The sequence below is a fragment of the Xylanibacter brevis ATCC 19188 genome (assembly GCF_000621725.1).
Classification (GTDB): Bacteria; Bacteroidota; Bacteroidia; order Bacteroidales; family Bacteroidaceae; genus Prevotella; species Prevotella brevis.
In genome coordinates this window covers 1-23,719 of the sequence record NZ_JHXM01000026.1, presented here as the reverse complement: position 1 = coordinate 23,719, position 23,719 = coordinate 1, and the positions used below count along the sequence as shown (strand labels likewise).

Annotated in this window: 22 protein-coding genes and 1 pseudogene; 1 reads left to right on the top strand and 22 read right to left on the bottom strand. The window is 39.5% G+C overall.

Features of this window, described 5'->3' with window-relative positions; genetic code table 11:
* The 21 genes and pseudogenes from tnpB to T433_RS0112180 form a co-directional block, all read right to left on the bottom strand.
* Positions 1-273 (bottom strand): IS66 family insertion sequence element accessory protein TnpB (gene tnpB / locus T433_RS0112280; RefSeq protein WP_027456005.1); only part of this gene is annotated, 273 nt, incomplete at its 3' end.
* The gene (locus T433_RS16005; RefSeq protein WP_155808507.1) at positions 267-683 is read right to left on the bottom strand and encodes a hypothetical protein; all 417 of its coding nucleotides are present in this window, start codon (positions 681-683) and stop codon (positions 267-269) included. The genes T433_RS16005 and tnpB, both read right to left, overlap by 7 nt.
* A 78-nt stretch (positions 684-761) precedes the next feature.
* Positions 762-1,853 (bottom strand): polysaccharide pyruvyl transferase family protein, encoded by a 1,092-nt coding sequence (locus tag T433_RS0112270; protein WP_081778491.1) that lies wholly within the window; start codon positions 1,851-1,853, stop codon positions 762-764.
* Position 1,854: 1 nt separating this feature from the next.
* Positions 1,855-3,630 (bottom strand): thiamine pyrophosphate-binding protein, encoded by a 1,776-nt coding sequence (locus tag T433_RS15425; RefSeq protein WP_044109935.1) that lies wholly within the window; start codon positions 3,628-3,630, stop codon positions 1,855-1,857.
* Positions 3,627-4,568, bottom strand: coding sequence for a thiamine pyrophosphate-binding protein (locus T433_RS0112260; RefSeq protein ID WP_027456003.1), 942 nt, complete (start codon positions 4,566-4,568; stop codon positions 3,627-3,629). Before T433_RS0112260 ends, T433_RS15425 begins: the two co-directional genes overlap by 4 nt.
* The gene (locus T433_RS0112255; protein WP_027456002.1) at positions 4,543-5,403 is read right to left on the bottom strand and encodes an SDR family NAD(P)-dependent oxidoreductase; all 861 of its coding nucleotides are present in this window, start codon (positions 5,401-5,403) and stop codon (positions 4,543-4,545) included. Before T433_RS0112255 ends, T433_RS0112260 begins: the two co-directional genes overlap by 26 nt.
* Positions 5,404-5,406: 3 nt before the next feature.
* Positions 5,407-6,753 carry a hypothetical protein gene (locus T433_RS0112250; RefSeq protein WP_027456001.1) on the bottom strand — a complete coding sequence of 449 codons (1,347 nt, stop codon included), beginning with the start codon at positions 6,751-6,753 and terminating at the stop codon, positions 5,407-5,409.
* A 4-nt stretch (positions 6,754-6,757) separates the two neighbouring features.
* Entirely contained in the window at positions 6,758-8,314 is a 1,557-nt protein-coding gene (locus tag T433_RS0112245) for an MATE family efflux transporter (protein ID WP_027456000.1), read from the bottom strand.
* Positions 8,315-8,407: 93 nt separating this feature from the next.
* Positions 8,408-8,659 (bottom strand): hypothetical protein, encoded by a 252-nt coding sequence (locus T433_RS0112240; RefSeq protein WP_027455999.1) that lies wholly within the window; start codon positions 8,657-8,659, stop codon positions 8,408-8,410.
* A 38-nt stretch (positions 8,660-8,697) separates the two neighbouring features.
* Positions 8,698-9,627, bottom strand: a complete 930-nt coding sequence (locus tag T433_RS0112235) for a hypothetical protein (protein WP_027455998.1) — start codon at positions 9,625-9,627, stop codon at positions 8,698-8,700.
* Between the two features lie 2 nt (positions 9,628-9,629).
* A complete protein-coding gene (locus T433_RS15420; RefSeq protein ID WP_052357117.1) occupies positions 9,630-9,962 on the bottom strand; it encodes a hypothetical protein in 333 nt (110 codons plus the stop codon).
* Positions 9,963-10,105: 143 nt separating this feature from the next.
* The gene (locus T433_RS0112225) at positions 10,106-10,822 is read right to left on the bottom strand and encodes a hypothetical protein (protein WP_155808506.1); all 717 of its coding nucleotides are present in this window, start codon (positions 10,820-10,822) and stop codon (positions 10,106-10,108) included.
* A gap of 22 nt (positions 10,823-10,844) precedes the next feature.
* Positions 10,845-12,284, bottom strand: a complete 1,440-nt coding sequence (locus T433_RS0112220) for a toll/interleukin-1 receptor domain-containing protein (RefSeq protein ID WP_027455996.1) — start codon at positions 12,282-12,284, stop codon at positions 10,845-10,847.
* 14 nt (positions 12,285-12,298) lie between these two features.
* Positions 12,299-13,027, bottom strand: coding sequence for a hypothetical protein (locus T433_RS0112215; RefSeq protein WP_027455995.1), 729 nt, complete (start codon positions 13,025-13,027; stop codon positions 12,299-12,301).
* Between the two features lie 177 nt (positions 13,028-13,204).
* Entirely contained in the window at positions 13,205-13,960 is a 756-nt protein-coding gene (locus T433_RS0112210; protein WP_027455994.1) for a Rossmann-fold NAD(P)-binding domain-containing protein, read from the bottom strand.
* A 277-nt stretch (positions 13,961-14,237) separates the two neighbouring features.
* On the bottom strand, positions 14,238-17,255 hold the full coding sequence (locus T433_RS0112205) for a KAP family P-loop NTPase fold protein (RefSeq protein WP_027455993.1): 3,018 nt from the start codon (positions 17,253-17,255) through the stop codon (positions 14,238-14,240).
* A 163-nt stretch (positions 17,256-17,418) separates the two neighbouring features.
* Positions 17,419-17,616, bottom strand: a pseudogene (locus tag T433_RS0112200) (GDP-mannose 4,6-dehydratase); the annotation flags it as partial.
* Between the two features lie 20 nt (positions 17,617-17,636).
* Positions 17,637-18,080 (bottom strand): four helix bundle protein, encoded by a 444-nt coding sequence (locus T433_RS0112195; protein ID WP_027455991.1) that lies wholly within the window; start codon positions 18,078-18,080, stop codon positions 17,637-17,639.
* 15 nt (positions 18,081-18,095) lie between these two features.
* On the bottom strand, positions 18,096-19,226 hold the full coding sequence (gmd, locus tag T433_RS0112190) for a GDP-mannose 4,6-dehydratase (RefSeq protein ID WP_027455990.1): 1,131 nt from the start codon (positions 19,224-19,226) through the stop codon (positions 18,096-18,098).
* 242 nt (positions 19,227-19,468) lie between these two features.
* Positions 19,469-19,840 (bottom strand): GxxExxY protein, encoded by a 372-nt coding sequence (locus T433_RS0112185; RefSeq protein WP_027455989.1) that lies wholly within the window; start codon positions 19,838-19,840, stop codon positions 19,469-19,471.
* Positions 19,841-20,131: 291 nt separating this feature from the next.
* Positions 20,132-21,445, bottom strand: coding sequence for a UDP-glucose dehydrogenase family protein (locus tag T433_RS0112180; RefSeq protein WP_027455988.1), 1,314 nt, complete (start codon positions 21,443-21,445; stop codon positions 20,132-20,134).
* Positions 21,446-21,726: 281 nt separating this feature from the next.
* Between T433_RS0112180 and T433_RS0112175 the strand changes: the two genes are divergently transcribed.
* Positions 21,727-22,743, top strand: a complete 1,017-nt coding sequence (locus T433_RS0112175; protein ID WP_027455987.1) for a UpxY family transcription antiterminator — start codon at positions 21,727-21,729, stop codon at positions 22,741-22,743.
* Positions 22,744-23,540: 797 nt separating this feature from the next.
* Here the strand turns inward: T433_RS0112175 and T433_RS17065 are convergent.
* Positions 23,541-23,717, bottom strand: a complete 177-nt coding sequence (locus T433_RS17065) for a GxxExxY protein (RefSeq protein ID WP_081778490.1) — start codon at positions 23,715-23,717, stop codon at positions 23,541-23,543.
* Between the last annotated feature and the right edge of the window lie 2 nt (positions 23,718-23,719).

Below are 23,719 nucleotides of genomic sequence, written 5' to 3'. Positions count from 1 at the left end.
AATGGAATAGACCGGTTTATCCTCAACAAACTTCAGTTTCATAAACGTATACCCGTTGGCAAAAGTCTTCTGGTGCACATAGTAGGCATTCTCCTCAAAATTCACCATCTTAACGGTCCTCTGATTCTTCGACATGAAGATAAATACGTCACCATTGCTGGTGTTGAGATGATGCTTGTGTTTTACGATTTCAAGCAGCCTGTGAGCGCCACAGCGCATATCATTGATATCGGGTACGAAATAGAATTTCTTCAATCCGGAAATGGTCAGCATACCACCTCCAATCTCTCAATCAGATGCTTGAGCTCAGTGAAACTAATTCCCGTCTTCACAATCTTCATCCCATCAGGGAACTTGATGCTGATGGAGATCTTTTTGCTGATGTTAGCCACCCGGTCAGCAGGATACTTAAAGGGATGCCTTACAGGATCATGCACCTTACTCTCCTCACTAACCTTTGCTGCTTCTGACTGAATCTCCGCCTCTTCTTCAGCGGGCATTCCAGTCACAGTTATCGGATAAACCTTCTTATGCGTCTTTCTGTACCACTTGTCGAAAGTCGGGAAGTCAACTCCGTGCTTTGTGCAGAATTCCTCTATCGAGATATTCTTCGGGAGGCCCTCAGCCTGGTACAAAAACCAAAGGCTCTCAAAATCTTTACTGCTATATACCATTTGTCTCATTCTTAAAACGAGCCCAAAGGTATCATTTTCCCATTTCATGCACAATACGTCAAAATTGACAGTTTACTCATGTAACTATTAAAACGCACCAGCAATAGCATGCTCCAAGTACCACTGCGATGTTGCTCTTAATTTTTCTAATTTAACATCAACATCAGAGTAACAAATATGCTTTATTGAGGGTGTATCATCCATTTCTATGAAACGATCTATCATGTCGACCTGGGATAAGATGGATTCCAGACGCATGTCAGCAGATGTTCCTTGACGAACAGAATAAAAATCTTTCTTGAAAACTAAAGATAATACTGTACCATGGAAAGACGTTGTAAAGACACATTCTGCATTCTTTATATATGCTAAGAATTTTTCTGGATCGGCTAATTGGTCATACTTTTTACTAAACAAAGGACTTGTATCGTTAACAAGTATCATAACTTTAGCGCCTATCTTCTTTGCATACGATGCAGCCATTCTTTGAACTTTTTTATGGTTGGCCAATTCATAAACCACAACATACTTTTCCTTCATAGGATTACGCAAATCTAAACTATCGTAAACTATTGGCGAAGCAAGAAGTGTTGGGTCAACGTTCAAATATACCTTTTTATCTGTCAATGGTTGGAGAAGTTTCTGAAGTTGAATCTCTCTTACTCCTATAGAATACAACTGCTTGAGTTTGGCCCTATACTGCTGTTTTTCCAATTCATTTAATTCTTTTGATCTATTGCTTGCGGCATATGAGAAAACTCTGCATTTAAAGCCATCTCCATAATATGGACCGTCAAAACAATTGTTTGTAATTCGTTGGTTCCAAATCTGATCACTACCTAGTAGAACGCAATCAAAGAACGACATATCATCCTCAGGTGTGTAAGGATAGAAGCAGAAATACTTCTTCATGAAATTCATGAAATTTGCAGTTCTTCTTTTTCTAATACCATCGAAAAACTTCGAAAAAACTCTATCTGGAATACCACTTCTTAACCCACCAAATAAACACCATCTCCATGTACGCTTACCTGTATAGGTTTTCATGTGATATTCTGGTGCATAATCTATTATGTATACTTCATGCCCCATCATCCGCAAATGTTCTTGCATAGCGTAGGCTTGAATCATTGCACCATAATTCACTGGAAAATGAAATGTTATTATACCTATTTTCATATTATCTCCTTATTAGTCTTATAATTCTTAACACAAGTGGGCACTTCGATAATAAGTGTTTTATCTTACTCGAAGAATCTTCTGCAAATTGGCGATATGTTTTTAATGCCAAATTATCGTATTCTGGTGTAGTTATGGCCTCTATAATTATTGGTTTATCGATAACAATGTCCAATAGCTTTGATTCTATTTTTTCAAAAGATTCTTTATCTTCTACCCGATAGTAATCTATGTTTGCTGCCTCACATAGATTTGAAATTGCGCTATTAATCTGTTGTCCAAAATGTCCAGCTGCAGCCACGTAAGCATCTGCTCCTATACCAAATGCTTGCGATGCAGGATGGCAGTAGTTACGGAATTCTGTTCCGCGCCCATTATTGACAACAATCAGACGGATGTTCTTAGGTATTTTCTTGTTCAAAAGAATATTTGAATCATAGTAAAATGTAAGATCACCAACAACTCCAAAAAACAATTTTTCAGGATTAGCGAGAGCTGCACCTATATGGGAAGACACACAACCGTCAATACCAAAGCCGCCAACATTACATACGGATTCAACACCATCAGGCAAGTTGAAAAAGTCCCATGAACGGAGGCTATTCAAAATACCAAAATGGATTTGAGAATTTAAGGGAAGTTTTGGCGATAGTTCTTTTGCTATCCAGATATTACTGAAAGGTATCTCAGGTAAACGGTTGTAGAAATCCTCGGATTCTTTATTACAATTATTAAAGAACGACAGAGACGTATTTACATTGTCATTCAAATACATGCTGAAGAAATCAGATTCTTGCATTTTGAATACATTTGTCAATTTCTTAAAGAAATCGACATAGGCCCCATCAGGATTAACACGCCAAACTTCGTTAACTCCAATTCTAAGGAATGTATAATAATCACCGGATATTTCACCAAGGTGAATCAACAAACAGGCTTTTCTATTTTTCGATACATATCTCTCCTGACTAAGAACTAAGGACATATTAACCTTATACTTGCCACTGTAGCCACTTGTATGGTCACATAATACAACTGCATTATGGTTTGAACAGAAATCTTCTATTGTTTTTGTCTGTCGCTCTGTAAATTTTGGGTGGGAACCTATAAATATAAAAATATTCCCTTGTGGAAGTACAGGTCTGTCTTTTGCTGATGTTATTGTAGGAATAAACCTAGCATTTGGCAGTTCCTTTACTGAAAAATCCGTACTGTATGTTGTGCAGACATTTATAAGTATAGGTTTTCTAACATTCAACAAGATAGAAAAGGCCTCATTGCAGAGAACAGTCTGATTCCACTCGTCTTCTCCATCCTTAATGTTATCAAACTGGTATGATTTGTATACCATATCTATTGGTGAATGTGCCCGATCTGTTACCTGTGCACGTAGATGACCCACCGATGCCAAAGAGACACTTGAAGTAATAACAAGGATAGGGATATTGCGTTCATAGGCATAAGTCAATGCCGCCATATAATTTCGAGAGGCTGTAGCACCCGTGCAGGATAGAACTACTGGTTCGTTGCTTTTCTCGGATATACCAATAGCCATATATGCAGCTGCACGTTCATCGACACATGAGTACATTTCGAAAAATGGATCATGCTGCATACTGCCTACAAGCGCAAAGTTAGTTGCGCCCGGAGAAACAACGACTTTTTGGATTTTGTACTTCTTAAGGAGATATATGATTATCTGCTTGTTACGTTCACTTGTATAGTAACAACCAGTCTTATATCTAAGTTCTTCATATTCCTTTTCTATCTGATTCATAATAAAACTTCAATATATTGTGGTTTGTCACTAATTACCAGTTTTTCTTTTATATTGTCAATTCCATTTATGTTAACTCGATGACATTCCCATCCGAATCTATCTGCGACATCACGAATAACAAACAATGATTCATTATTATGTATGGTGAATAATACAATATTGCCGTTAACATGTCTGTTGCCCAACATATTCATATCGTAAGAAAGCTCATCAAATGAAAATATGCCAACATGAAGTTGTTTTCGTGCTACAACAGAGGAACCGATAAGCATTGATAGATTTCCATCCTTAGTACAATGATTGCTCCTATATTTTACGTCCGTGATGTGGCTACTCTTACAACAAAATTCTTTCCCTATATGCAAGCATGAATTTGAAGGTAGGATATTGGAAATTGCTGTTACATCAAAGTAAGCATTTTCGTTGCCATTCAATTCCTCTATTGACCTGCGGAAGTCTGTAACAGACAAATAAACTGGGCCTTTTACGTCTGCATACAAATAATTAATTGCGATGTCAATTTCTTGCTCTGTATCCTTACGTGTATATAACGTATTATTAACGTAATACCTAATAGTATCATACGGATTTATTGTCTGATTAATTTCGTTCTCGCAAGACAAGGCGACAACTAAAAGGGGGAGTTTTCGGTAGTATGCTTCCGTAAGAGCAGATGTGAGGTTTCGATAAGAGTCATTATCTGCACACCAAACGACAATGGGCTCTAAAGTTTCTGCACACATTCCTGTAGCAACATAACCAGCAGAGCGTTCATCAATTATCTCAATAGAATTCGGAATAGAAAGTTCCATTTCATTGAGTAATGCATGAGCAGAAGGACATATTACGTGTCGGGCAATATGCCTTTCCTCAAGTTTCTTTAGCAATGTATTTACTGTTTTTTTCATCTCAGAAAGGATAATCCATGTCGCCATTGTTAATATTTCCAGCGCCACCAGTCATAAATACAGTATCGCCAACCACAAGTCGAGCCATGTCGCTAACAAGAACAACAGCCATATTTGCAATCTCGCAAGGCAATGCATATCTTCCGGACGGTGTAATGGGCAAGGCTATATCATCAGCATCCGAATTCTTCTTTAACAAAGGCGTTGCTGTAGGCCCTGGGGCCAATGCATTAACAGTTATACCATAAGGAAGCAAGGTCCGAGCTAGACCTTGGGTAAATCCTCGAATTCCCCATTTAGAAATAGTGTATGCACATGCTGCAGGCCTGATGCTTGAAGCGGATGATATATTAAGAATATTACCATGAATACAATTCTTTACCATATACTTTCCGGCAAACTGGGACAAAAAGAATACGCCCTTCAAGTTTGTGTCTATGACTGAGTCGAATTTCTCTGGGGTTGCATCAGCAATAGATGCGCCTGAGACACCGGCATTATTAACAAGAATGTCAATTTTTCCGTATTTGGAAACTGAATCTTTGAAACAGTCCTGAATGGTTTCGACCTTTGTTACATCCATAACTACACCACAACAAGTACCGTATTGTGAGAGTTGCCCAACAGCTATATCCAGTTTGCTTTGAGATCGACCAGTAATGACAACTTTCGCACCTGCTTCAAGAAATGCTTCTGCAATAGCATAACCTATTCCACTTGTACCACCAGTTATAAGAGCACATCGACCCTTTAACATTTCATTAGGAGCAAGTTTAGAAACGTCAGCGTGAATTATAGTTTTAGGCTGTATGCTATTTAATAAAGCCTTAGCTATTCCCTTTGTTTTACCAAGAAGTGTCATATTTTATTTTTTTCCAAATAAACTTGATATGATAACATATAAATAGTGAGGGTATCTATGTACAGATGCAATTAGCTTTAATTTCGAGAACTTTGCTCGTCGTATTGCATATTCCTTAGATTTAGCAGAATATTGCTTATAACCAATAGCCTTAAGCCAATGCAACAATTCATTGCAATAAGGATATGTTTTGTTTTCATTTATTGTTTCTATATTATCCCATAAGAAACATGGATCACCTTCAACATAACGAAATGATTTTATATGTTTAGTATATTGTTTTTCTGAAAAGTTTTCAAATCCCCAATCTTTAGGATTTTCTCCTGCACACAGAATATTCAATTGTGTACGCACGCACTTGCCGCAATACCCACATTGTACTGAGTCATCGCGAAAACATACCCACATTTTGGTTGTCACATTATGTTTTTTGCACCAATCAATGATATTACTAACCTTCTTTGATCTACGGACCATCAATCCGTCTTGCTCTGCAAATACAGTATCTTCAAATACAATTGAGTTTGTAAGCTCTGGATTAGCCCCATCGTAATTAACCCTCATATCATCTTCAATTTGTGAAAAACCTGAACCCATTACAAGTATTTTAACACCTGCAAGGTGCACTATTGGGGCAACGCAACACATATTTGCCAGATACCTAATACCTCCCCAACCATCATGTTTATATGCAGTACTACACAAACCTAGTTCTTTACCGAGATGGGATTCTATTTTTCGATAATTGTAAAGACAAGCATTAAAATTATTCGAAATGAGCAACCAATCACTATTAACGACATTAGAAAAGCTTTTTATTAATGCAAATTTTTCTTCACGAAGAAGACCATCGTTTTTTGCATCTTTTTCAATATCAGGAATACTTACCAATAGAGACCTTCTACCCGGGTTATTTATTCCAGCATGACATGCATCGACACCACCAGAAAAGAAAACGATCTTGTCATATTTTGCATCCTTTACAGGTGTATTCTTCACAATCTTCTGCACTGTTATCTTTCCTCTCCATTCTTCTTTAAATGGCCCATATATTTTAGAATAGGCATCATATATAGCAGGGAGTCTGTCATAGAGTACCTTATCCATCTCCGGTATGACCAACTCCACATTATAAAAAAAAGTAATTGGTACTAAATATAAAGAGATAGGTAACTGAAGAATAGACAAAGGAACATTATTGAGATCACAATCAAAATTCTCATCTCCATGGAATCGAATGAACAAGTCAACAACATCTTGCTGTAGCAAACCAAGGCCTTTTTCCTCTCGAACTTGGTAACAAATTTTATTATCGGCTACAGTAGTTTTTATTATTTCTATTTTTTTCATAAACTTATATGTTTTTCCCAATAAATTTATAGGATATTTTCTTTCCAATAGTTAAAACCAGACTCCTTTCGCTTTTGCTCAAACCGAGTATAAACTCGCACAATAGAGTCCAGATTATTGCAACAGGAACCACAATAAAGAACCTAACGGTTGATTGTGGTATCAGATACACACAAATACCTGGAACCACAAAGGCAATAGATGTAACAATGACACAACGCAAAACACACTCTTTTATAAACCTAAGTACAGGAAAATCAACTATGCGTTTTAACTCAGAAAGTGTAAAGCCCTTGGCTGTAGTATTAAGCAATATAAATACAACATAAGACGCCCAAACAGGAGCACCAAGACTATAGCAAAGCCAAGTAATAGGGAATATGAATGCAGTGTATATCACTATTCTTATTTGCACTCTTTTTAATTGTCCCGAAGCTAATATTACATTATGTAATGCAAAACTAATTATAATAGACCAACTTTCGAAAAGGGCAAATCTTAAAAACAAACTAGCATAAGCAGGTGGATCACCCAGCCAAAGTTTCAAGAGAGTATCAGCCTCCCAAAAAACTGGAACGATAAATATAAAGATGAGAAACCATGTATACTTTGTGCCTTGAAATACAAGAAAAAGAACACGATCCATATCTTTTGAAGCATAACTCTTAGTTATTTGTGGAATAAAAGCCACGGTAAAGTTATTTACGAAAGAAGTTATTGCGCTTGTTACCGAGACAGCCACACCACGAGCTGCATTCAGAGCCACACCGAAAAATACATTGATCAACATGTTCAGGCCTTGAGTATTAAAAACCCAAACAGCATTTCCTACTAGATACCAACCTGTAAATTGCGACATTTCTTTGAAAAATGATTTATCAAAAAGTCTATAATTATATTTTGACTCATCAAAATGCCTAGAGCAATACCAGGAATAGAACAAACGCATGCCTAAAGCAATGCCCGTATTTAACAATGCGAATAGAATCAACCGGTCTCCTTCGAATGACTCAATAGCAAAGCATACAGCAAGCTTTAGACTTACATCAACAATACTCATGTAAGCGTATATGGACATGTGTTCATGAGCAATGATTGTTGCATTATATGGCTGACTTATCAGATTGAACACTAGTGTTACAATTGAACATTGCAAAACCCAATGGGCAGCAATCATTCGGCCATCAGGTATTTCAGCTTTTGTAGCAAGGAACCAGAAGCCAACAATCTCCAAAGCTAAGACTGCAATAACAGACATTGCTATCATAACATTAACACTCGTAGAGAAGACTATCTTCATTCGATCTTTATTACCCTCGCCTAAGGCATAGGTAATAAACCTAGTTATCGAAGAGGATACAGCCCCTGTAAGTAGTGAACTCATAGCTACTATGCCACCAACAACGTTATAGATGCCATAGTTGTCAACCCCAAGAGCCTGAAGCATAATACGACTTGTGTACAAACTCACAATCATTGTTATGAATGTGCGTAAGTACAAAGCCATGGTATTTTTAGCTATACGCTTATTATTTGATGATATATTGTTCGTTTCGGACATCTAGAATATTTTATAAAGTGCAGGAATTACAACCCTTATATGAACTACCAGATTAAAGACTGCCACGTTAAATACAGATTCCATGCGCTAATCTTACATTAATATTTCTTTTGCTCTTTCCAATGCTTGACTCAAAGCCTCCTCACACTCAGGCTTGAACCAAACCTTGGTTTTCATTTTCACCATCCAATCTGTATCCTTGAAATGAATTGCGAGAATAGCATACGGATAGAGGAAATTTACTACGGCCCCATCTGTTGAAACAGCCCAGTTACCATAGACTGAGTCAACATCTGCTTGGATATTGAAGTAATGAAATTGTTCTTTGATTATATTCGTTTCCATTATATTTCACAATATGTCACTGATTGTACAGAATAAATCTATTCTTTCTTCTGATTAAACGACAAGACACCTTTGAACATTTCAAGCATACTATCCATCTGAGACTTGATAAAGTTGTTTTCTGTCTTTAGTTTTTCCAAGTCAACCGTGGTTTGACTCGTTTCCATCTTAAAGTTTCTATCAATATTCAGAAGGCATTCTATAGATTTCGATATGTCTTCAGGATTTTCATGAATTACCGACGAAAGCATTGCAATCTTACGGGATTCAATGCTTGTCAGTTCATCTTGGAAATATCGAATGGACTGAAGGTGCGTTCTATACATCTTAAGGAAAAAAAATGCAAAGACCTCGACAATGGAAATAAGACTTAATCTGGTTACCCAGTGTACTATAAGCAAAGCCACATCCTCACCGCTCTCATTATCTGTATATTGAATGATATACCAAAAAAGACCAGCTACTCCAATAATGGCAATAAGAACCCCAACATATAAATTTACCATGGCATCCTTATTTAATCGTCTTATCTCTTTCTTAATCCTTAATTCCGAGGAACTGAAGAATCGAAGTGTATCTCCGCGTTTCAATGCTACATCATCCTTATAAGAATATGTGGCAGAAGCTTTAATTCTCTCACTTTTGGGATATGTACTTTCAACGATTATCCCATCACCTTCAGAGGCATTGCTTTTGGCTTTTGTTGGGTCGTCATTTCCAGGATTAAGATCTGCTTTCTCTGAAACAATAGTTGTCTGCTTGACCTTCTCGTTATCTTCGTCTTTAAACAAGTACCTATAAAGTGAACTACTTAATGCCAACAATGTAGCTACTAAGGCCAATATCGTGACAAATAAAGATGTTTCATCTAATGATGAAGCACTATAACCTAATATAGACGCTACTATTGCACTAATTGCTGTTAATACAATTAATCTAGCGATATTGATTTTGTAAAACTTCCACATAGTTAAAACCTGTCGTATTTGGTTTTCTGTGATGATGCGAAGATTTTGTCGAACTCTGAATCAAAATGATTTAGCATCATTTCAATAAATCGCCCATGATATATGGCATAGGTAAGGGTACTCATATCCTCATTCTTCTGTCCTATGATGCCAAAGACAAGGTATGATTCTTCAGTGTATGGATGGAACCATCCATTATATTTCCACTGTTCTGGTGAATGATAGAAATCACCATCATCGTCATATTTCCATGTGCTTATCTTGTCTTCATCGATAGCTTTCCTAAGCTTACCCAGAAGTTCTTTAGAATTTTCTGTCTTTATATATACTGCCATAGTAATGAGTATTTTACTTTTATGTCAAGTGACTGAGTTCTGTCATATAGGAAATGTGCCTGTAGCGTCCTGTTAATTGTTAACTGTTAATTAAAACGAATCTCGAATTGAACGAATTACTTAATTATGCATATGCAACAACATCACAAGTTCATATTTGTGGTGTCTATTCCGTTTTCTTTATACCAATCAATAATAGCCTCTTTAACTCCAAAATAAGCATCAATAAACTGCATGACACTCATTTGTTGCTTTGGGATGTTGACATTAGATCCATCTAATGCATCATTCTGGTTGTTTATTCTATCAGAAGAAGCAGTCAGAGTTGTAATAGGTCGCGTGTCCTTATCTATATTCTGTGTTTCATATTCAAACACAGAAAGACGTTTGGCTGCCTCTGCTATGCTTTTCGGGAGAAAAACTTTGGACTGAATGATTTCAGCAAGTTGTGAGCAGACGTACATACCAGATGTTTTATAGTACAGCAAGGTAGAAAGTGCCTCTGGCGTAAAATACTTTGTTACATTTTCTTTCTTTGACTGAAAAAATAATGATATGATGTAGTCTGTTGGCGTTTCATCGTCTTTCTTATCAGAATAAAAGCATAAAATAAAATGTACCTTCTTAAACTCTGCAATTGTTTCTTCTATCGCAATGATTGTCCGTTCCTTGGACTTAGACTCCATTCCGTATCGGTCATACAATAGAATGGCAACATATAGAGTCGCGAGTCCGCACAAGCCAGAAAGCATTGTAGTGACTGTTACTGCATAATCCTTCAAACATGTGTTTGCCCAAATTGGCAACAGCAGACAAAGGGCAAATATTATCCAAAATGATATTTTAAGCGTCGTTTTCATTGGATGTTTCTGCATTAAATAATTAACTTATCGTTGCCACTGTATCTGAAGAGAGAGCCTTTAAAATTGATGGTATCATGTGATGACCATCGTAGGAGAAATTTGGATCTACTAAAGTTGATATCTTTTCCTTATACTCCTCTAATGTTTTTACGCCAAAAAGAACCTTAACTTTCTCAAAATAACGTTTTGATGCAAGCTTTGGCAATACCTCAGCACTATGATTATATATGCTGCAATCGGGATACCAATGCATTTCAAACATTGAATCATTTGGATATACCAATGACAAATAGTAAAGCAGCAAGTCTGTCTTTATGAGGTTCTCAAACTTTAGAATTGTGGCATTCTTGCTGACGTAATCTGCCTGAACACTTAAGCGATTAAGTTGATGGCTTTTGTTCTTAAATTGGTTCAGCGTATAATTGAAGGACTGTAAACGCATAAAAGATACTTCTTCTATATTGTTCACGTATCGGTCCCGTACAACACAGTAATGACTTTTTAATATATCACGAAGCACTTCGAAACGCTCAGCATCTATTAGAATCTGACAAACAGAGAGGAACCAATCATAATTGAAATATCTGAAATGATCAAATATTAAACATGAAAGGTCATGGCCTTCAGGGAGTTCTATTTCATTGTCTTCAAGCATCTGAAAATATCTTTCAATAAAATCAACGAACAGTTCTCCTTTACAATATGTTGTCTTTGAAATGGTCTTAACAAAGTTAATGAAGTCGTTTTTCAACGGCATCATTTTGTCAATTCCTTCATCTATCTTTTCAATAAAGTTATCACTTCGGAATTCTTGTCTGTCTATCTTATATGTAGGTATTATTGAAAGAAACAAGTCCAAATAATCCTGAATCAACGTTTCTACATTGGATGAACCATTAAAGATAGCCTGTTTGATTGATTCTACCTTGTGCGTTGTTGGCAGGAAAACAGGTCTCTCTTCTTTCAGATATGATGGCATACTGCCAAGAGTAGGCCTCTTGTGCAGGGGCTTATCATAAATATCTCTAAGAAGCTGGTCATAACCTTCATTAAACTTATCAGGAGTACTGAGGTCTACAAATATTCTCGACGTTACAAATGTAGGAACGTATGCCTTATCATTCTCGTCTTTCTCGAAAACTACTGGTATAAACTTTGTCTGCTCTGCATTTGTATAAATCTCCTCTGACACAATGGTACTTTCAATACCAACGCCACCCTTTCGAGCATTAGCTTTCTCTGCATATTCCTTATTGCAAATTAGCAGTACCTTGTTTACAGATGGGTCGTTAACCATCTGCTCCATGAACTTGTTCTTATCCTGTCCATCTTTAAGGTCATAGATATCCATGACACAATGCACGCCATCCGAAAACAACTTCTCTGCAAGCTGTTCTACTCTAATCTGGTTCTCTTTCGGATGCCAGCTATATGATATGAATACCTTTGGTGTGTCCATTATTATTGTTTGTATTATAAACTATAACAAGAATTATCTGCAGATTGGCGCAATCTTAATAATGCAGGTCTCAGTTCTTGTAGGAATGCATGCATTTTGCTATTATATGCATAATACAACTCTACGACCTTACTATATGACAAATCTATTATCAAATTCAGACGTTTTGTGAAACCACCATCAAAATGAGCATCAACATTAATCCTTATTTGCTTAGCAAAAGAAAGGTTATCGTTGATAAACGATGAGAATTCTTTTTTCGCCTGCACAACACGTGACAGGTCATAAGTCTCATCAACATCAGCTTTCAGAATCTGTAGAATATCATTTAGTTGTTTATTCACTGTTTTGGGATGTTCATTGAGTATTGTGTATAGATGCCTAGCAAATGCACGCCAATCCCATTCATCCTTAGCCAACATGCAATAGGTTCCATACGTATAAATGTCAAGCAACATAAGGTAGATTTCGCTAACCTTGTCTGCCAAGACTGACAAATTTTCGTATTTTACAATTGCATTATTATATAGTTCTTTCTTAGCTTCTGATATATTACCTTTTAATAATTCCCTAAGACTATTGATTCTTTCATCATTAGAAACCACCACCTCTGAAAGTTCGTCAACAGCCTTTATCAAGTCCGCCTGCATCAAGTTCTTAACTTTCAGCTGCGCTTTCACAAACTGAGGTTTATGAAACTCAATACGCTTTGCTGTATCTAAAGGTGTTGTCTTAAACTTCATAGTTATGGTTACTTTCCCAACCTTAAGGACTCGCTAGTTATATGCGCCAGCCGAGAAGAAATCTTATCTTTCTGCAAGAGTGATAAACACCACATTTCTGAATCGCAATGTGGCTGCAAGCCTCTTTGCGATTAGGTATTTGGTGGCAGGAGCCAAGCCCCTGTCACCTATTATATATCAAATATGCTCCTCTACACCACGGAAATGAACATTCAGTTCATGGAGGTGTTCCAAGAGGGTTCCCAGTGGTGTTCCCTCAGTCATCTTGGCAAAGGCATTTACATCCTTGGGGAAGCACTTGCCACCATAACCGAACTTGCCATCGGGGCCTGGGACATAAGTATGGGTGTCGTTGATATAGCCCGACAACAGTACACCAGTATGTACCTTGCGCCAGTCGGCACCCATCTGCTCGCAATACTCACGGCAGGCATTGAAGTAAGTCACTTTGTAAGCGCCAAACACATTGTGCATATACTTGGTCAACTCAGCCTCCAACGGTGTCATCACCGTGAACTTCTTGCCCACGAAGATCTTGGTAAGCAGTTCGTGAGCACCAGTAAACACCATCGTCTGCTTGCGGAAGTCTTCAAGGAAGGTTCGCTCGGTTAGGAACTCAGGCATATAGCATACTTGATGACCAGTCTCCTTAGACAGTCTTTCACTAGTACCTGGAAGAATCGTAGTGCGAACAAATACTGGCACATCAGGAAGCTTAGTAATCAGTTCCTTCATCAGTGTCAAATCCTGTGTACCATCATCTTCTGTTGGTACATGAATTTGCAGAAATGCTATATCAATATTACTCAAGTCATCATTGTAGCCCTTGTAAGGGTCACTGATGAACAGTTTACACTCAGGGTTGTTGTGTTCCAACCAGTCTTTGAGGGCTCCGCCTACGAAGCCACATCCAATAATTCCAACGTTAATCATTGTTATTATATTTTAGAAATAAATTTTACTCAATTATATCAGGAGCCAAGTCTCCGTCATTCTTGTAATTTTCTGAAACACTGAGATAGGTTCTATTAAATTTATTAAAATGTACTTAATCTGCTATTTCCTCAGAACAAAGATACTTTATACCTCCCGTAGCTTCCCATGCCTTTAATAATTAACTGTCCCTTTGAACGATCAAATTCGAAAGATTGATGCAGTGTTCTGAAAGCGAACACGAATCGCACGGATTGAACGGATCTATTTTGCAACTTTATTTTCTTTTTGTTTCCGTAAAATGAGATACCATTTCTTCTATTTTAGAAGTTAATTCTTCATTATCTGCTATTTGCTCCTTTGCACTACGCAACTCCTCACACAAAGAATTTGCATCTGTATTATTGAGGTTATGCAAATTAGACAGAACATCTAGAACCAACTCCAGTTTATGACCATCAATAAGCTGTTTTTTCATCATCCCTACAATAAGATGCCTCTGGCTTGCACTACCTTCTTTTACTACATGACTCAAAAAGGGATAATTATTAGCAAATGTAGAGCTGCTTTCTTTAGTAAAAGCCGCAACAGCCAATTTTGAGACAGAGGTTGGTAAGGTATTTATAAATTGGTTATCTCTTGCCGCAATATCATTAGCCACAAGGTCCTTATAGTTTTCATTTTCTCCTAATCTACAAACGACATCCTCAACAATCTTTATATTTACATGATCAATTAACGAAGATAACTTATTTGTTATAACCTTATCAGATAATAGATTTTGTTCATCTGGTCGGATAATGAACAAATGTTCAGTTAATACAAGTATATCCTCATTTTCATAATTTTCAGAAGACATAATAATGCCAGCAAACTGGGATATTCGAATACCCTTAAGCATTAATGCCCTAATGCCTGAAAATATCTTTTCTTCGCATTCGGGTATCAATTCCTTTATCGTAGGCGCAACTTCAGTATCACCATTAGACACCCTAACTATTTCTAAACAAAATTCAGCAATAGCCCATGCTGATTGCGAATCACATTCATTGACAATGGAAAGCTGGGTATCATATTGACGTTTATTTGGCCATGATTGATTTGGAATTCCCCTGTTTGACACAACCAAAGAATATAGAGGTGCCATCTCACCATACGCTTTACCATCTTTCATCGATGTTAAGAACTGCATGGAATATTTAATCATGTTCAGATAGTCATCCAAAGTTTTTCCACGAGTATCACCAAATAGTTCGATTATCTTATTACATAATACTTCATATGGGCGACTACCTAAGGCTAAGGAATTCTTAATGCACCATATTATGTTTCTTTCCTTAAAGCCATCTTCTCGATAATCCATTGACTGAATCTGAGACTCAACAAACTCATCATCAAATAAAGATTTTTTTTGTGCGTCTGAATAAAAGACATCTTCAAAAATAGGCTGCTTATCAAAGAAGTCCATCGAAATTGCATGCAAAGCTTTGCAATCTTCGGTTGAGTTAAAAGTACCCAGAGAGCTCTTAATAAATGGAGGATAATTAGTGTTACCTTTTGATTTGTCGGCTACTAAATACTCCAGTATTGATTTCTTTAGTGTTGGTGAACCATAATTTTTCAATTCTACAGCCAATTTACATACATCATCCGTATTGTCAACCATGGGAACAATGACTGTATAACGTTTATTCAACGTTCTATCTATACTCAACAAGTCTTGTTTTGGCAACCCAACCAGCCCATGCATTTCTGCAAAGAATGCCAACCATGAAGCCTGCTGTCCGTCAGCATAATATTTTGCTTCAGTATCCATATTACGGATACACATCTTTATGACATCATCCTTTTCCTCTGAATGTTCATTAATATAAGTTGCTAAGGCTTCTGAATCATAGGTATTAGCCGCCTTTCTTATGTCTGCAGGTATTGCATCATAAAGTGATGATGTATTCGTAAATATTCTCTGCAAGTCATTTATGTTAACATTGCGGTAAGTAGATTGTGCAATGCGCATAAAAGTCTCGACTTTCAATAATATATCTTCGTGCTCTGAGTTTTCTTCCACCTTGAATTTTGACAAATGGTTTAGATCATTCAAAGCCAATTTGTAGAATTCTGGATACTCTTCTCTTAATATTAATGTTGCGGCAATCACAGACTCGTTTTTCTGAGCGAAATCATCATCATAAAGACTTAACTCTGTGTTTAGATTATTCAACAATTGAATTATGCGTCTTGGGTTGTCTGAGAACTCTTTGGCCGTAAGAGCAAGCGTTTCATTATTATACCGCAGATGATTAACTTCATTGATCTTATGCGCAAAATGAAGTAATTCATATTCTTGATGTTGCTTTATACGAATAGACACATTGAAGAACTTACGCAGAAATTCTTCTTTCTCCTTATCAATATTATAGCCATTTCTCTCATCTAACTTGCGGAACAGGTGTTTCTTTAAGGCTTCATCATCAACAGGAATGACAAAAACCAAATTGTATTCCTCATTGCTTAAGAAAGTCTTAATGTCTGTCAGCAACTGATAAGCCATATCACTAGGGCAACGATCTATGTTATCAATAACTATGACGAGCTTATCTAAGCCAGTAATCGGTTTTTCGCCTAGAGCCACATAATCATCAAATGTGCTCTGCAGTTTCTTAGCCCAACTCTTTTGCTCAAGACACTTACTCATCATACCCTTGAAACAATTTTCAAATTGTTCGGGAGCGAACATTTTTGGCTGCTGCACATTAACGCGTAATTCCTGAACAGCTCCAATAAAAATATTATAATATAGAGTACATAACGCAATTAAAGCCGTTCCTAATATTTTGAAGTCAGAATTGTCAACTGGCAAGAAGGTAATTCCTATCATGAGGAGGACAGCAATAAAAAGCCCTATGAATAATTTAGGATAGCTGAATCTTGTATTGATATCAACATCCTCTGACTTGTTTGCATAGAATGATTGCATTAAAGGTTTCTGCTTATAACCAAGTTCTTGCTGAACCTTCAAAAGAAACATTCTACGGAAAGAGTCGTTTGCGTATTTCCAAGCATCGTAAGTTACAAACCTAACTTTTTCATGACTGGATTCAATTTTATCCTTACAAGTATTGATAATAGACGACTTACCCGTTCCCCATCCGCCAAATAGGCCGATGGTGAAGACTTCTTTCGAAGGGGTATTGTTGATTATCTTTTCAAGATTATCAGCATACACCTTTGTCTTTAAGAGATCGCTTTCTCCAAGAAGGGAAATCTCTTTGTCGGGAATAAACTTTCTTATCATACTTAAGAATAATTATAGATAGTAGGGAACAAGAGAAACACAGGGGCTAGTTCAAGGTGACAAGGGACAGGTTTGAAGTGAACCCCAAAGTTTGGACAGATTTAACACTATTGCTCTTTTGGAATTGAGTCCGATATTGTACTGGGCTCATTCCGTTTAAACATCATTTGACAATTCCCTTCTCAAGATACTCCGCCAAATTGGTGCGGACTTTGGCAGCAGCACCTTCGGCAGCTACCTTGGCAATGTCGTGTTCTACCATCAATTTGACAAGTTCTTCGAAACTTGTCTTTGATGGATTCCAACCAAGTTTTGCCTTTGCCTTGGTTGGATCACCCCAGAGGTAAACCGATGTTAGAGGTAAGATGTAAGAAGTAAGAGTCATTTTGCGTCCAGTTCTTCATTTATCTTTTTACAGCGAGTTACGAGTATTTTCACTAGTTCCTCACAGTCTGCATAGATACTTTGGTATTGCTTATCGTCAATGTAGTCATTGCGATGCAATAACTCTATCCAATAGAGGCTTTCACGAGCCTCCTTAAGTGCTATGAAAGACTTTGAGCGGTAATCGGTCTTGCTTATGGCATTTGTAGCCTCAGCGTTATTCGCACCTATTGAGGTACCTGATCTGAGTAACTGGTTGCAAAGATTAGCGACCGATTGAAGATATACAGGAATCGTCTTTTCATAGACACGCTTACCTTTTACTATAGTATAGCCAGGTTTCGCGTTTGCAGCCTGCTTCAGTAAGTAGTCATTGAGCTTAATGACTCTGTCACCGAAAGCGAGGCACTTGGCCTGAATCTTGTCTCCAATCTCTGACATCTTCCCACTTCCTTCTTACTTCACCACGCCTTTCTCCAAATACTCTGCGAGATTTGTTCGAACTTTAGCGGCAGCTCCTTCGGAAGCTACCTTGGCGATATCATGTTCGACCATTAGTTGCACTAATTGCTCGAACGTGGTTTTCACAGGGTTCCACCCCAACTTCGCTTTCGCTTTAGTTGGGTCGCCCCATAGATTTACTACGTCCGTTGGACGATAGAAATCGGGCGAAACCCTGACGAGAACCTTTCCTTCGAGGCTCTCTCTTCCCTTTTCCTTCTTACTTCTTACATCCTTGACGCAAATTCCAATTTCGTCAAGTCCTTCGCCCTTGAATTCGAGTTCGATGCCGGCGTGACGGAAGGCGAGTTCAGTGAACTCGCGGACGGAGTGCTGTACACCGGTGGCAATCACGAAGTCCTCTGGTTTGTCCTGTTGCAGGATGAGCCACATACATTCCACGTAATCCTTTGCATATCCCCAGTCGCGCAAAGAATCCATGTTTCCCAAATACAAGCAATCCTGTAAGCCTTGGCTGATTCTTGCTGCTGCCAGCGTTATCTTTCTCGTCACGAACGTCTCTCCGCGACGTTCTGACTCGTGGTTAAACAGAATACCAGAGCAACAATACATGTTATAAGCCTCACGATACTCCTTGACAATCCAGAAACCATACTGTTTTGCCACAGCATAAGGGCTGTAGGGATGGAAAGGTGTATTCTCGTTCTGAGGCACTTCCTCTACCTTGCCATAAAGCTCAGAAGTACTTGCCTGATAGATACGGCACTTTTTAGTCATACCCAACTGACGCACAGCCTCCAAAATACGGAGCACGCCTACGGCATCCACGTCAGCCGTAAACTCCGGTGAGTCAAAGCTCACCTGAACATGGCTCTGTGCAGCGAGGTTGTATATCTCGTCGGGACGAACCTTACCGATGACGCCGAGCACGCTCATGGAGTCGCCCAAGTCGGCATAGTGCAGATGAAAATGGGGTTTGCCTTCCAAGTGAGCGATACGTTCACGGAAGTCCACACTGGAACGACGGATCGTTCCGTGAACTTCGTATCCCTTTTCAAGTAAGAACTCACTGAGGTATGAACCATCTTGTCCGGTCACACCTGTTATCAAAGCTACTTTTGCCATATTCTTAAATCAATTTTTATTTCCTAATTTTATTGAACACGAATGACTCGAATTAAACGAATCATTTCTTACTGATGACAATCATTATGATGATTACTTTGTTTTCAGAAACAAAGGTTGATATTGTTTTGAATCATCTTGAAAGTTCACTTTCAGAAGTGATTCCAAATAATAACAACGTCTCATCAGCAAGAAAAATACCTTTTTTAAATATATTCGATAGATTTGTAAGATTCGTGGTCTTAAATGACAATCCGTTCGTATTGTAGTTCTTCAGTATAGCCAAAGTTTAGAAGGAGGCCAAGTTTAAAGCCTGTAGCATGAAGGTAATTGTAAACCTGGGATCGGTGAGAAGGGTCCAGAGCACTTACTGCCTTCAGCTCTACGATGATCTGGTCATAGCATACGAAGTCTGCTTTGTAGGTTTGTTTAAGCTCTACACCATCGTATGTAATCTTTAGTTCTTTCTCTCTTTCGTAGGGTATATTTTGTCGTTGGAATTCTATTTCCAGTGCTTCCTGGTAGACGGATTCAAGGAAGCCAGGGCCGAGGGTGTTATAGACCTTAAAGGCGGCACCTACTATCTTATAGCTTTCTTCCTTGAAGATAATCATCTTACCTTTATTTTATTTAATTCAACACGAATTAATTTATTTGAACACGAATTACACGAATCTACACGAATATTCGACGGATATACCAAAGGTCGTATGACCTTAGGCTTAGGTTGTGTAGCGGAGGGACATCTTGAAAGCGAGCTTTCAGAGTGACCCTCAGCTACACTACCTGAGCATCACCCATGATGCTCATATCCGTCGCAGTTGAAAATCATTTTATAATTAAACAATTCGTGAGAATTCGAGAGATTCGTGTTCGTTTTTATACTCAGCAAAGAGTCGGGAGGATCACTTTTCACCGATGCGGGTGTAGATGAAGCCGAGGGCTTCGAGTTCCTGGCGGTCGAAGATGTTGCGGCCATCGACAACGACATTGCCGGTCATGACCTTCTTGATGACATTCCAACTGGGGAGGCGGAACTGACGCCACTCGGTCATCAGGGCGAAGACATCGGCTGCATCGGCTGCATCGTACATGTTCTTGCAGTAGGTGACAACGTCGCCGATACGACGCTTGCACTCGTCCATGGCGATGGGGTCGAAGACGCGGACGGTGGCACCGTCCTTCAACAACTTGTCGATGACAACCAGTGCTGGAGCCTCGCGCATATCGTCGGTCTCGGGCTTGAAGGCGAGACCAAGGATGGCGACGGTCTTTCCCTTGACATCGCCCACGGCATTGATAATCTTGTCGTAAACGATGGACTTCTGCTTCTCGTTGACACGCTCGACAGCCTCGATGACCTCCATGTGGTAGCCGTTGTCAAGACCGGTGTGCACCAGTGCTTTCACATCCTTGGGGAAGCAGGAACCACCATAGCCACAACCGGCATAGAGGAACTTAGAACCGATACGACTGTCGGTGCCGATACCCTTGCGCACGCTATCGACGTTGGCACCGACACGCTCACAGAGGTTAGCAATGTCGTTCATGAACGAGATACGCGTGGCCAACATGGCGTTGGCAGCATATTTGGTCATCTCGGCAGAGGGGATATCCATGAAGATCACACGGAAGTTGTTGATCAGGAATGGCTTGTAGAGGTGGGTCATCACCTCCTTCGCCTTGTCGCTCTCGGTACCTACGACCACACGGTCGGGACTCATGAAGTCCTTGATGGCAGCACCCTCTTTCAGGAACTCAGGGTTGCTGGCCACATCGAAAGGTACGTTGACACCGCGTTTGTCAAGCTCCTCCTGGATGGCGGCCTTCACCTTCTTGGCAGTGCCCACAGGGACGGTTGACTTGGTGACAAGGATGGTGTACTTGTTGATATGCTGCCCAAACTGACGGGCCACAGCCAACACATATTTCAGGTCGGCAGAGCCATCCTCGTCTGGCGGGGTGCCTACGGCAGAGAACACCACCTCGACATCGTCAAGCACCTGGGTGAGGTCGGTGGTGAACTGCAATCGTCCATACTCCACATTACGCTTCACCAGCTCCTCGAGTCCAGGCTCGTAGATAGGCATGATGCCATCCTTGAGCTTTTGGATCTTCTGGGCATCCACATCAACACACGTTACATGTGCTCCCATCTCGGCGAAGCACGTGCCACTAACCAAACCGACATAGCCGGTACCGACAATTGCTATATTCATAGATAAAAAAGGGTTAAAATTCGACTAGAAACAAAACTTCTTTTCCAACGCGCAATGAAAAAGTGGTTGATATTCAGCACGTTAGTATAGGTTTAAAATAAAAACGGGACTCAAATAAGCTTTTATTACATTATTGAATCTCATGAAATTCCATGCAAAGATAGCCCCAAATATCGGAAACACCAAATAAATTACAAAAAAATCGACAAAACAGGATAAAAATCGTTTTTTCCCTTTGTTTTATTCATATTTTTTTCTAACTTTGCATGAAATGTATGAATATGGAATCACCAGCTAGCCAAAAGGAGCAATGGTTTGTGGTCGGCACGCTGACCAAGAACAAAGAGATTGTCATCAGAGATGCTTTGACAACCGACAACGTGTGTTGCTACGTACCGCTGCGATACACCATCAAGGTTGTGAAAAAACAAAAGCAGCGCATGCTGGTTCCCGCCGTCAACGGACTGATCTTCGTCAGAGGAACGCAAGACGAGCTAAAAGACTATCTCCAGAGCAGTAAATACCAGTTGTTCCTGCGCAAATCGACCTTCTCGCGCAAGCAAGACTACCTCACCGTGACGGATGGTGCCATGCACGACTTTATGCGTGTGATGGAACGAGCAGAGGAGAAGGTGAAGTTCTTCAAACCAGATGAGATTCAGTTGCGCGAAGGTGACAAGATTATTGTCAAAGGTGGCATGTTCGACGGTGTGGAGGGTTACGTGATGCGCATTGCCGGCAAACGTAACAAGCAGTTGGTGGTGTCGATACCCGAGGTGACGATTGCTGCGGTGACGCTAAGTCCTGAAATGATTGAGCTGAAAGAGCGGAAAGAAAACGACAAGGACAACCTGCGCTCGAAGGATGTGGTGGGAGACACCAAGCGACTGACAGAGCTCTCAAAACGTCTGCTTTTTTCTATGCCAGACAAATACTGTGTGGAGGATGAATATAACATCACCAAAAACGAGATGCAGCGCATCTATCACCGACTGAAACCGATGAAGGGTGTCATCGCTGAACTGGAAGGTCGCATCGCGTTGGCTCTCTACCTCGCCTCGAAAGCGCTAAAAGAAGACGAAGATTACGCTACAGAAAGGCTTCTCGCTGCTATCAAGAAGATTAAAGAAACGAGCATCCTGCGGTTATTCTTGATGCTCTATCATGCTTACTTCACTCACGACAGTGAGGCAGGAGACAAGTTAAGATTGATCATTGGTTCTTGGGATGGGAAATACAGTGAGGCGCAGCGGCGATTCATCGAAGAGTTTGACAAGTTATTTCCAAGTAAATATTGAGCAAAAAACAGAAAGACCCCTTTCTGAGACCTTTCGTGTTTTCAGCTTGTGTTTATTGAACAAAAACCGAGAAGACCCCTTTGTGAGCCAGAAATCTCTGTCGAGATTTTCATGGTGTCAGTGGTAATCCTTCTTGTGAACAAGTTCACATCAGGCTTCCCACTGACACCATGCCCCTTCTGGGGCTTTCTGTCTCACAAAGGAAAAACCACGGACCTTCGGTCCTGAAAACCGAACCCCACCCCAACCCTCCCAAGGGAGGGAGACATTCTGCTCTTTCCTATCTGGATTCTAAAGCCTCTCACTCCACAGTATATATTTACATGGCCGTAGGCGGTTTTCTCGGTTTTTCGCTTCTGTTGTTGTAGCCGGCAGGCGGTTTGGGGGTAATGCGGCGGCGAAGGCAAGCTTGCTTGACTTCGATGAAGCATTAGCAACAAACGGATGGGACGAAGGACCATCAACAACAGAAGCGGGTCTTCTCGGTTTTGGTTTAGACCCCACCCCGGCCCTCCCAAGGGAGGGTGTAATTTTGTCCTTTCCAATCTGGCTCCTAAAGCCTTACTCCACTGTTTATATTTACCAAGCCGTAGGCGGTTTTCTCGGTTTTTCGATTCTGTTGTTGCAGCCGGCAGGCGGTTTGGGGGTAATGCGGCGGCGAAGGCAAGCTTGCTTGACTTCGATGAAGCATTGACAACAAACGGATGGGACGAAGGACCAGCAACAACAGAAGCGGGTCTTCTCGGTTTTGGTTTAAAAGAAGAAGCGCACAATCAACATGTATCATGCAAGTTAATCTAAAATGCAGAGATTGTCTTGCTTTTAACGTCGTAATAATATTTCTCACATTGATCTTTTACTGGCGCAAAGTTATAAAGAATGCCTATGGGTTTGTTGGCCAACCTCATGTAGTTCCATAGTTGTTGACGTTGCTCACTTCCTATATCAGCCACGGCTTTGCATTCTACTACCACAT

What these genes read in the sequence shown, in the direction of transcription:
- T433_RS16005 (WP_155808507.1), bottom strand. Translation starts at nt 683, where the DNA reads ATGAGACAAATGGTATATAGCAGTAAAGATTTTGAGAGCCTTTGGTTT.
- T433_RS0112270 (WP_081778491.1), bottom strand. Translation starts at nt 1,853, where the DNA reads ATGAAAATAGGTATAATAACATTTCATTTTCCAGTGAATTATGGTGCA.
- T433_RS15425 (WP_044109935.1), bottom strand. Translation starts at nt 3,630, where the DNA reads ATGAATCAGATAGAAAAGGAATATGAAGAACTTAGATATAAGACTGGT.
- T433_RS0112260 (WP_027456003.1), bottom strand. Translation starts at nt 4,568, where the DNA reads ATGGCGACATGGATTATCCTTTCTGAGATGAAAAAAACAGTAAATACA.
- T433_RS0112255 (WP_027456002.1), bottom strand. Translation starts at nt 5,403, where the DNA reads ATGACACTTCTTGGTAAAACAAAGGGAATAGCTAAGGCTTTATTAAAT.
- T433_RS0112250 (WP_027456001.1), bottom strand. Translation starts at nt 6,753, where the DNA reads ATGAAAAAAATAGAAATAATAAAAACTACTGTAGCCGATAATAAAATT.
- T433_RS0112245 (WP_027456000.1), bottom strand. Translation starts at nt 8,314, where the DNA reads ATGTCCGAAACGAACAATATATCATCAAATAATAAGCGTATAGCTAAA.
- T433_RS0112240 (WP_027455999.1), bottom strand. Translation starts at nt 8,659, where the DNA reads ATGGAAACGAATATAATCAAAGAACAATTTCATTACTTCAATATCCAA.
- T433_RS0112235 (WP_027455998.1), bottom strand. Translation starts at nt 9,627, where the DNA reads ATGTGGAAGTTTTACAAAATCAATATCGCTAGATTAATTGTATTAACA.
- T433_RS15420 (WP_052357117.1), bottom strand. Translation starts at nt 9,962, where the DNA reads ATGGCAGTATATATAAAGACAGAAAATTCTAAAGAACTTCTGGGTAAG.
- T433_RS0112225 (WP_155808506.1), bottom strand. Translation starts at nt 10,822, where the DNA reads ATGAAAACGACGCTTAAAATATCATTTTGGATAATATTTGCCCTTTGT.
- T433_RS0112220 (WP_027455996.1), bottom strand. Translation starts at nt 12,284, where the DNA reads ATGGACACACCAAAGGTATTCATATCATATAGCTGGCATCCGAAAGAG.
- T433_RS0112215 (WP_027455995.1), bottom strand. Translation starts at nt 13,027, where the DNA reads ATGAAGTTTAAGACAACACCTTTAGATACAGCAAAGCGTATTGAGTTT.
- T433_RS0112210 (WP_027455994.1), bottom strand. Translation starts at nt 13,960, where the DNA reads ATGATTAACGTTGGAATTATTGGATGTGGCTTCGTAGGCGGAGCCCTC.
- T433_RS0112205 (WP_027455993.1), bottom strand. Translation starts at nt 17,255, where the DNA reads ATGATAAGAAAGTTTATTCCCGACAAAGAGATTTCCCTTCTTGGAGAA.
- T433_RS0112195 (WP_027455991.1), bottom strand. Translation starts at nt 18,080, where the DNA reads ATGTCAGAGATTGGAGACAAGATTCAGGCCAAGTGCCTCGCTTTCGGT.
- gmd (WP_027455990.1), bottom strand. Translation starts at nt 19,226, where the DNA reads ATGGCAAAAGTAGCTTTGATAACAGGTGTGACCGGACAAGATGGTTCA.
- T433_RS0112185 (WP_027455989.1), bottom strand. Translation starts at nt 19,840, where the DNA reads ATGATTATCTTCAAGGAAGAAAGCTATAAGATAGTAGGTGCCGCCTTT.
- T433_RS0112180 (WP_027455988.1), bottom strand. Translation starts at nt 21,445, where the DNA reads ATGAATATAGCAATTGTCGGTACCGGCTATGTCGGTTTGGTTAGTGGC.
- T433_RS0112175 (WP_027455987.1), top strand. Translation starts at nt 21,727, where the DNA reads ATGGAATCACCAGCTAGCCAAAAGGAGCAATGGTTTGTGGTCGGCACG.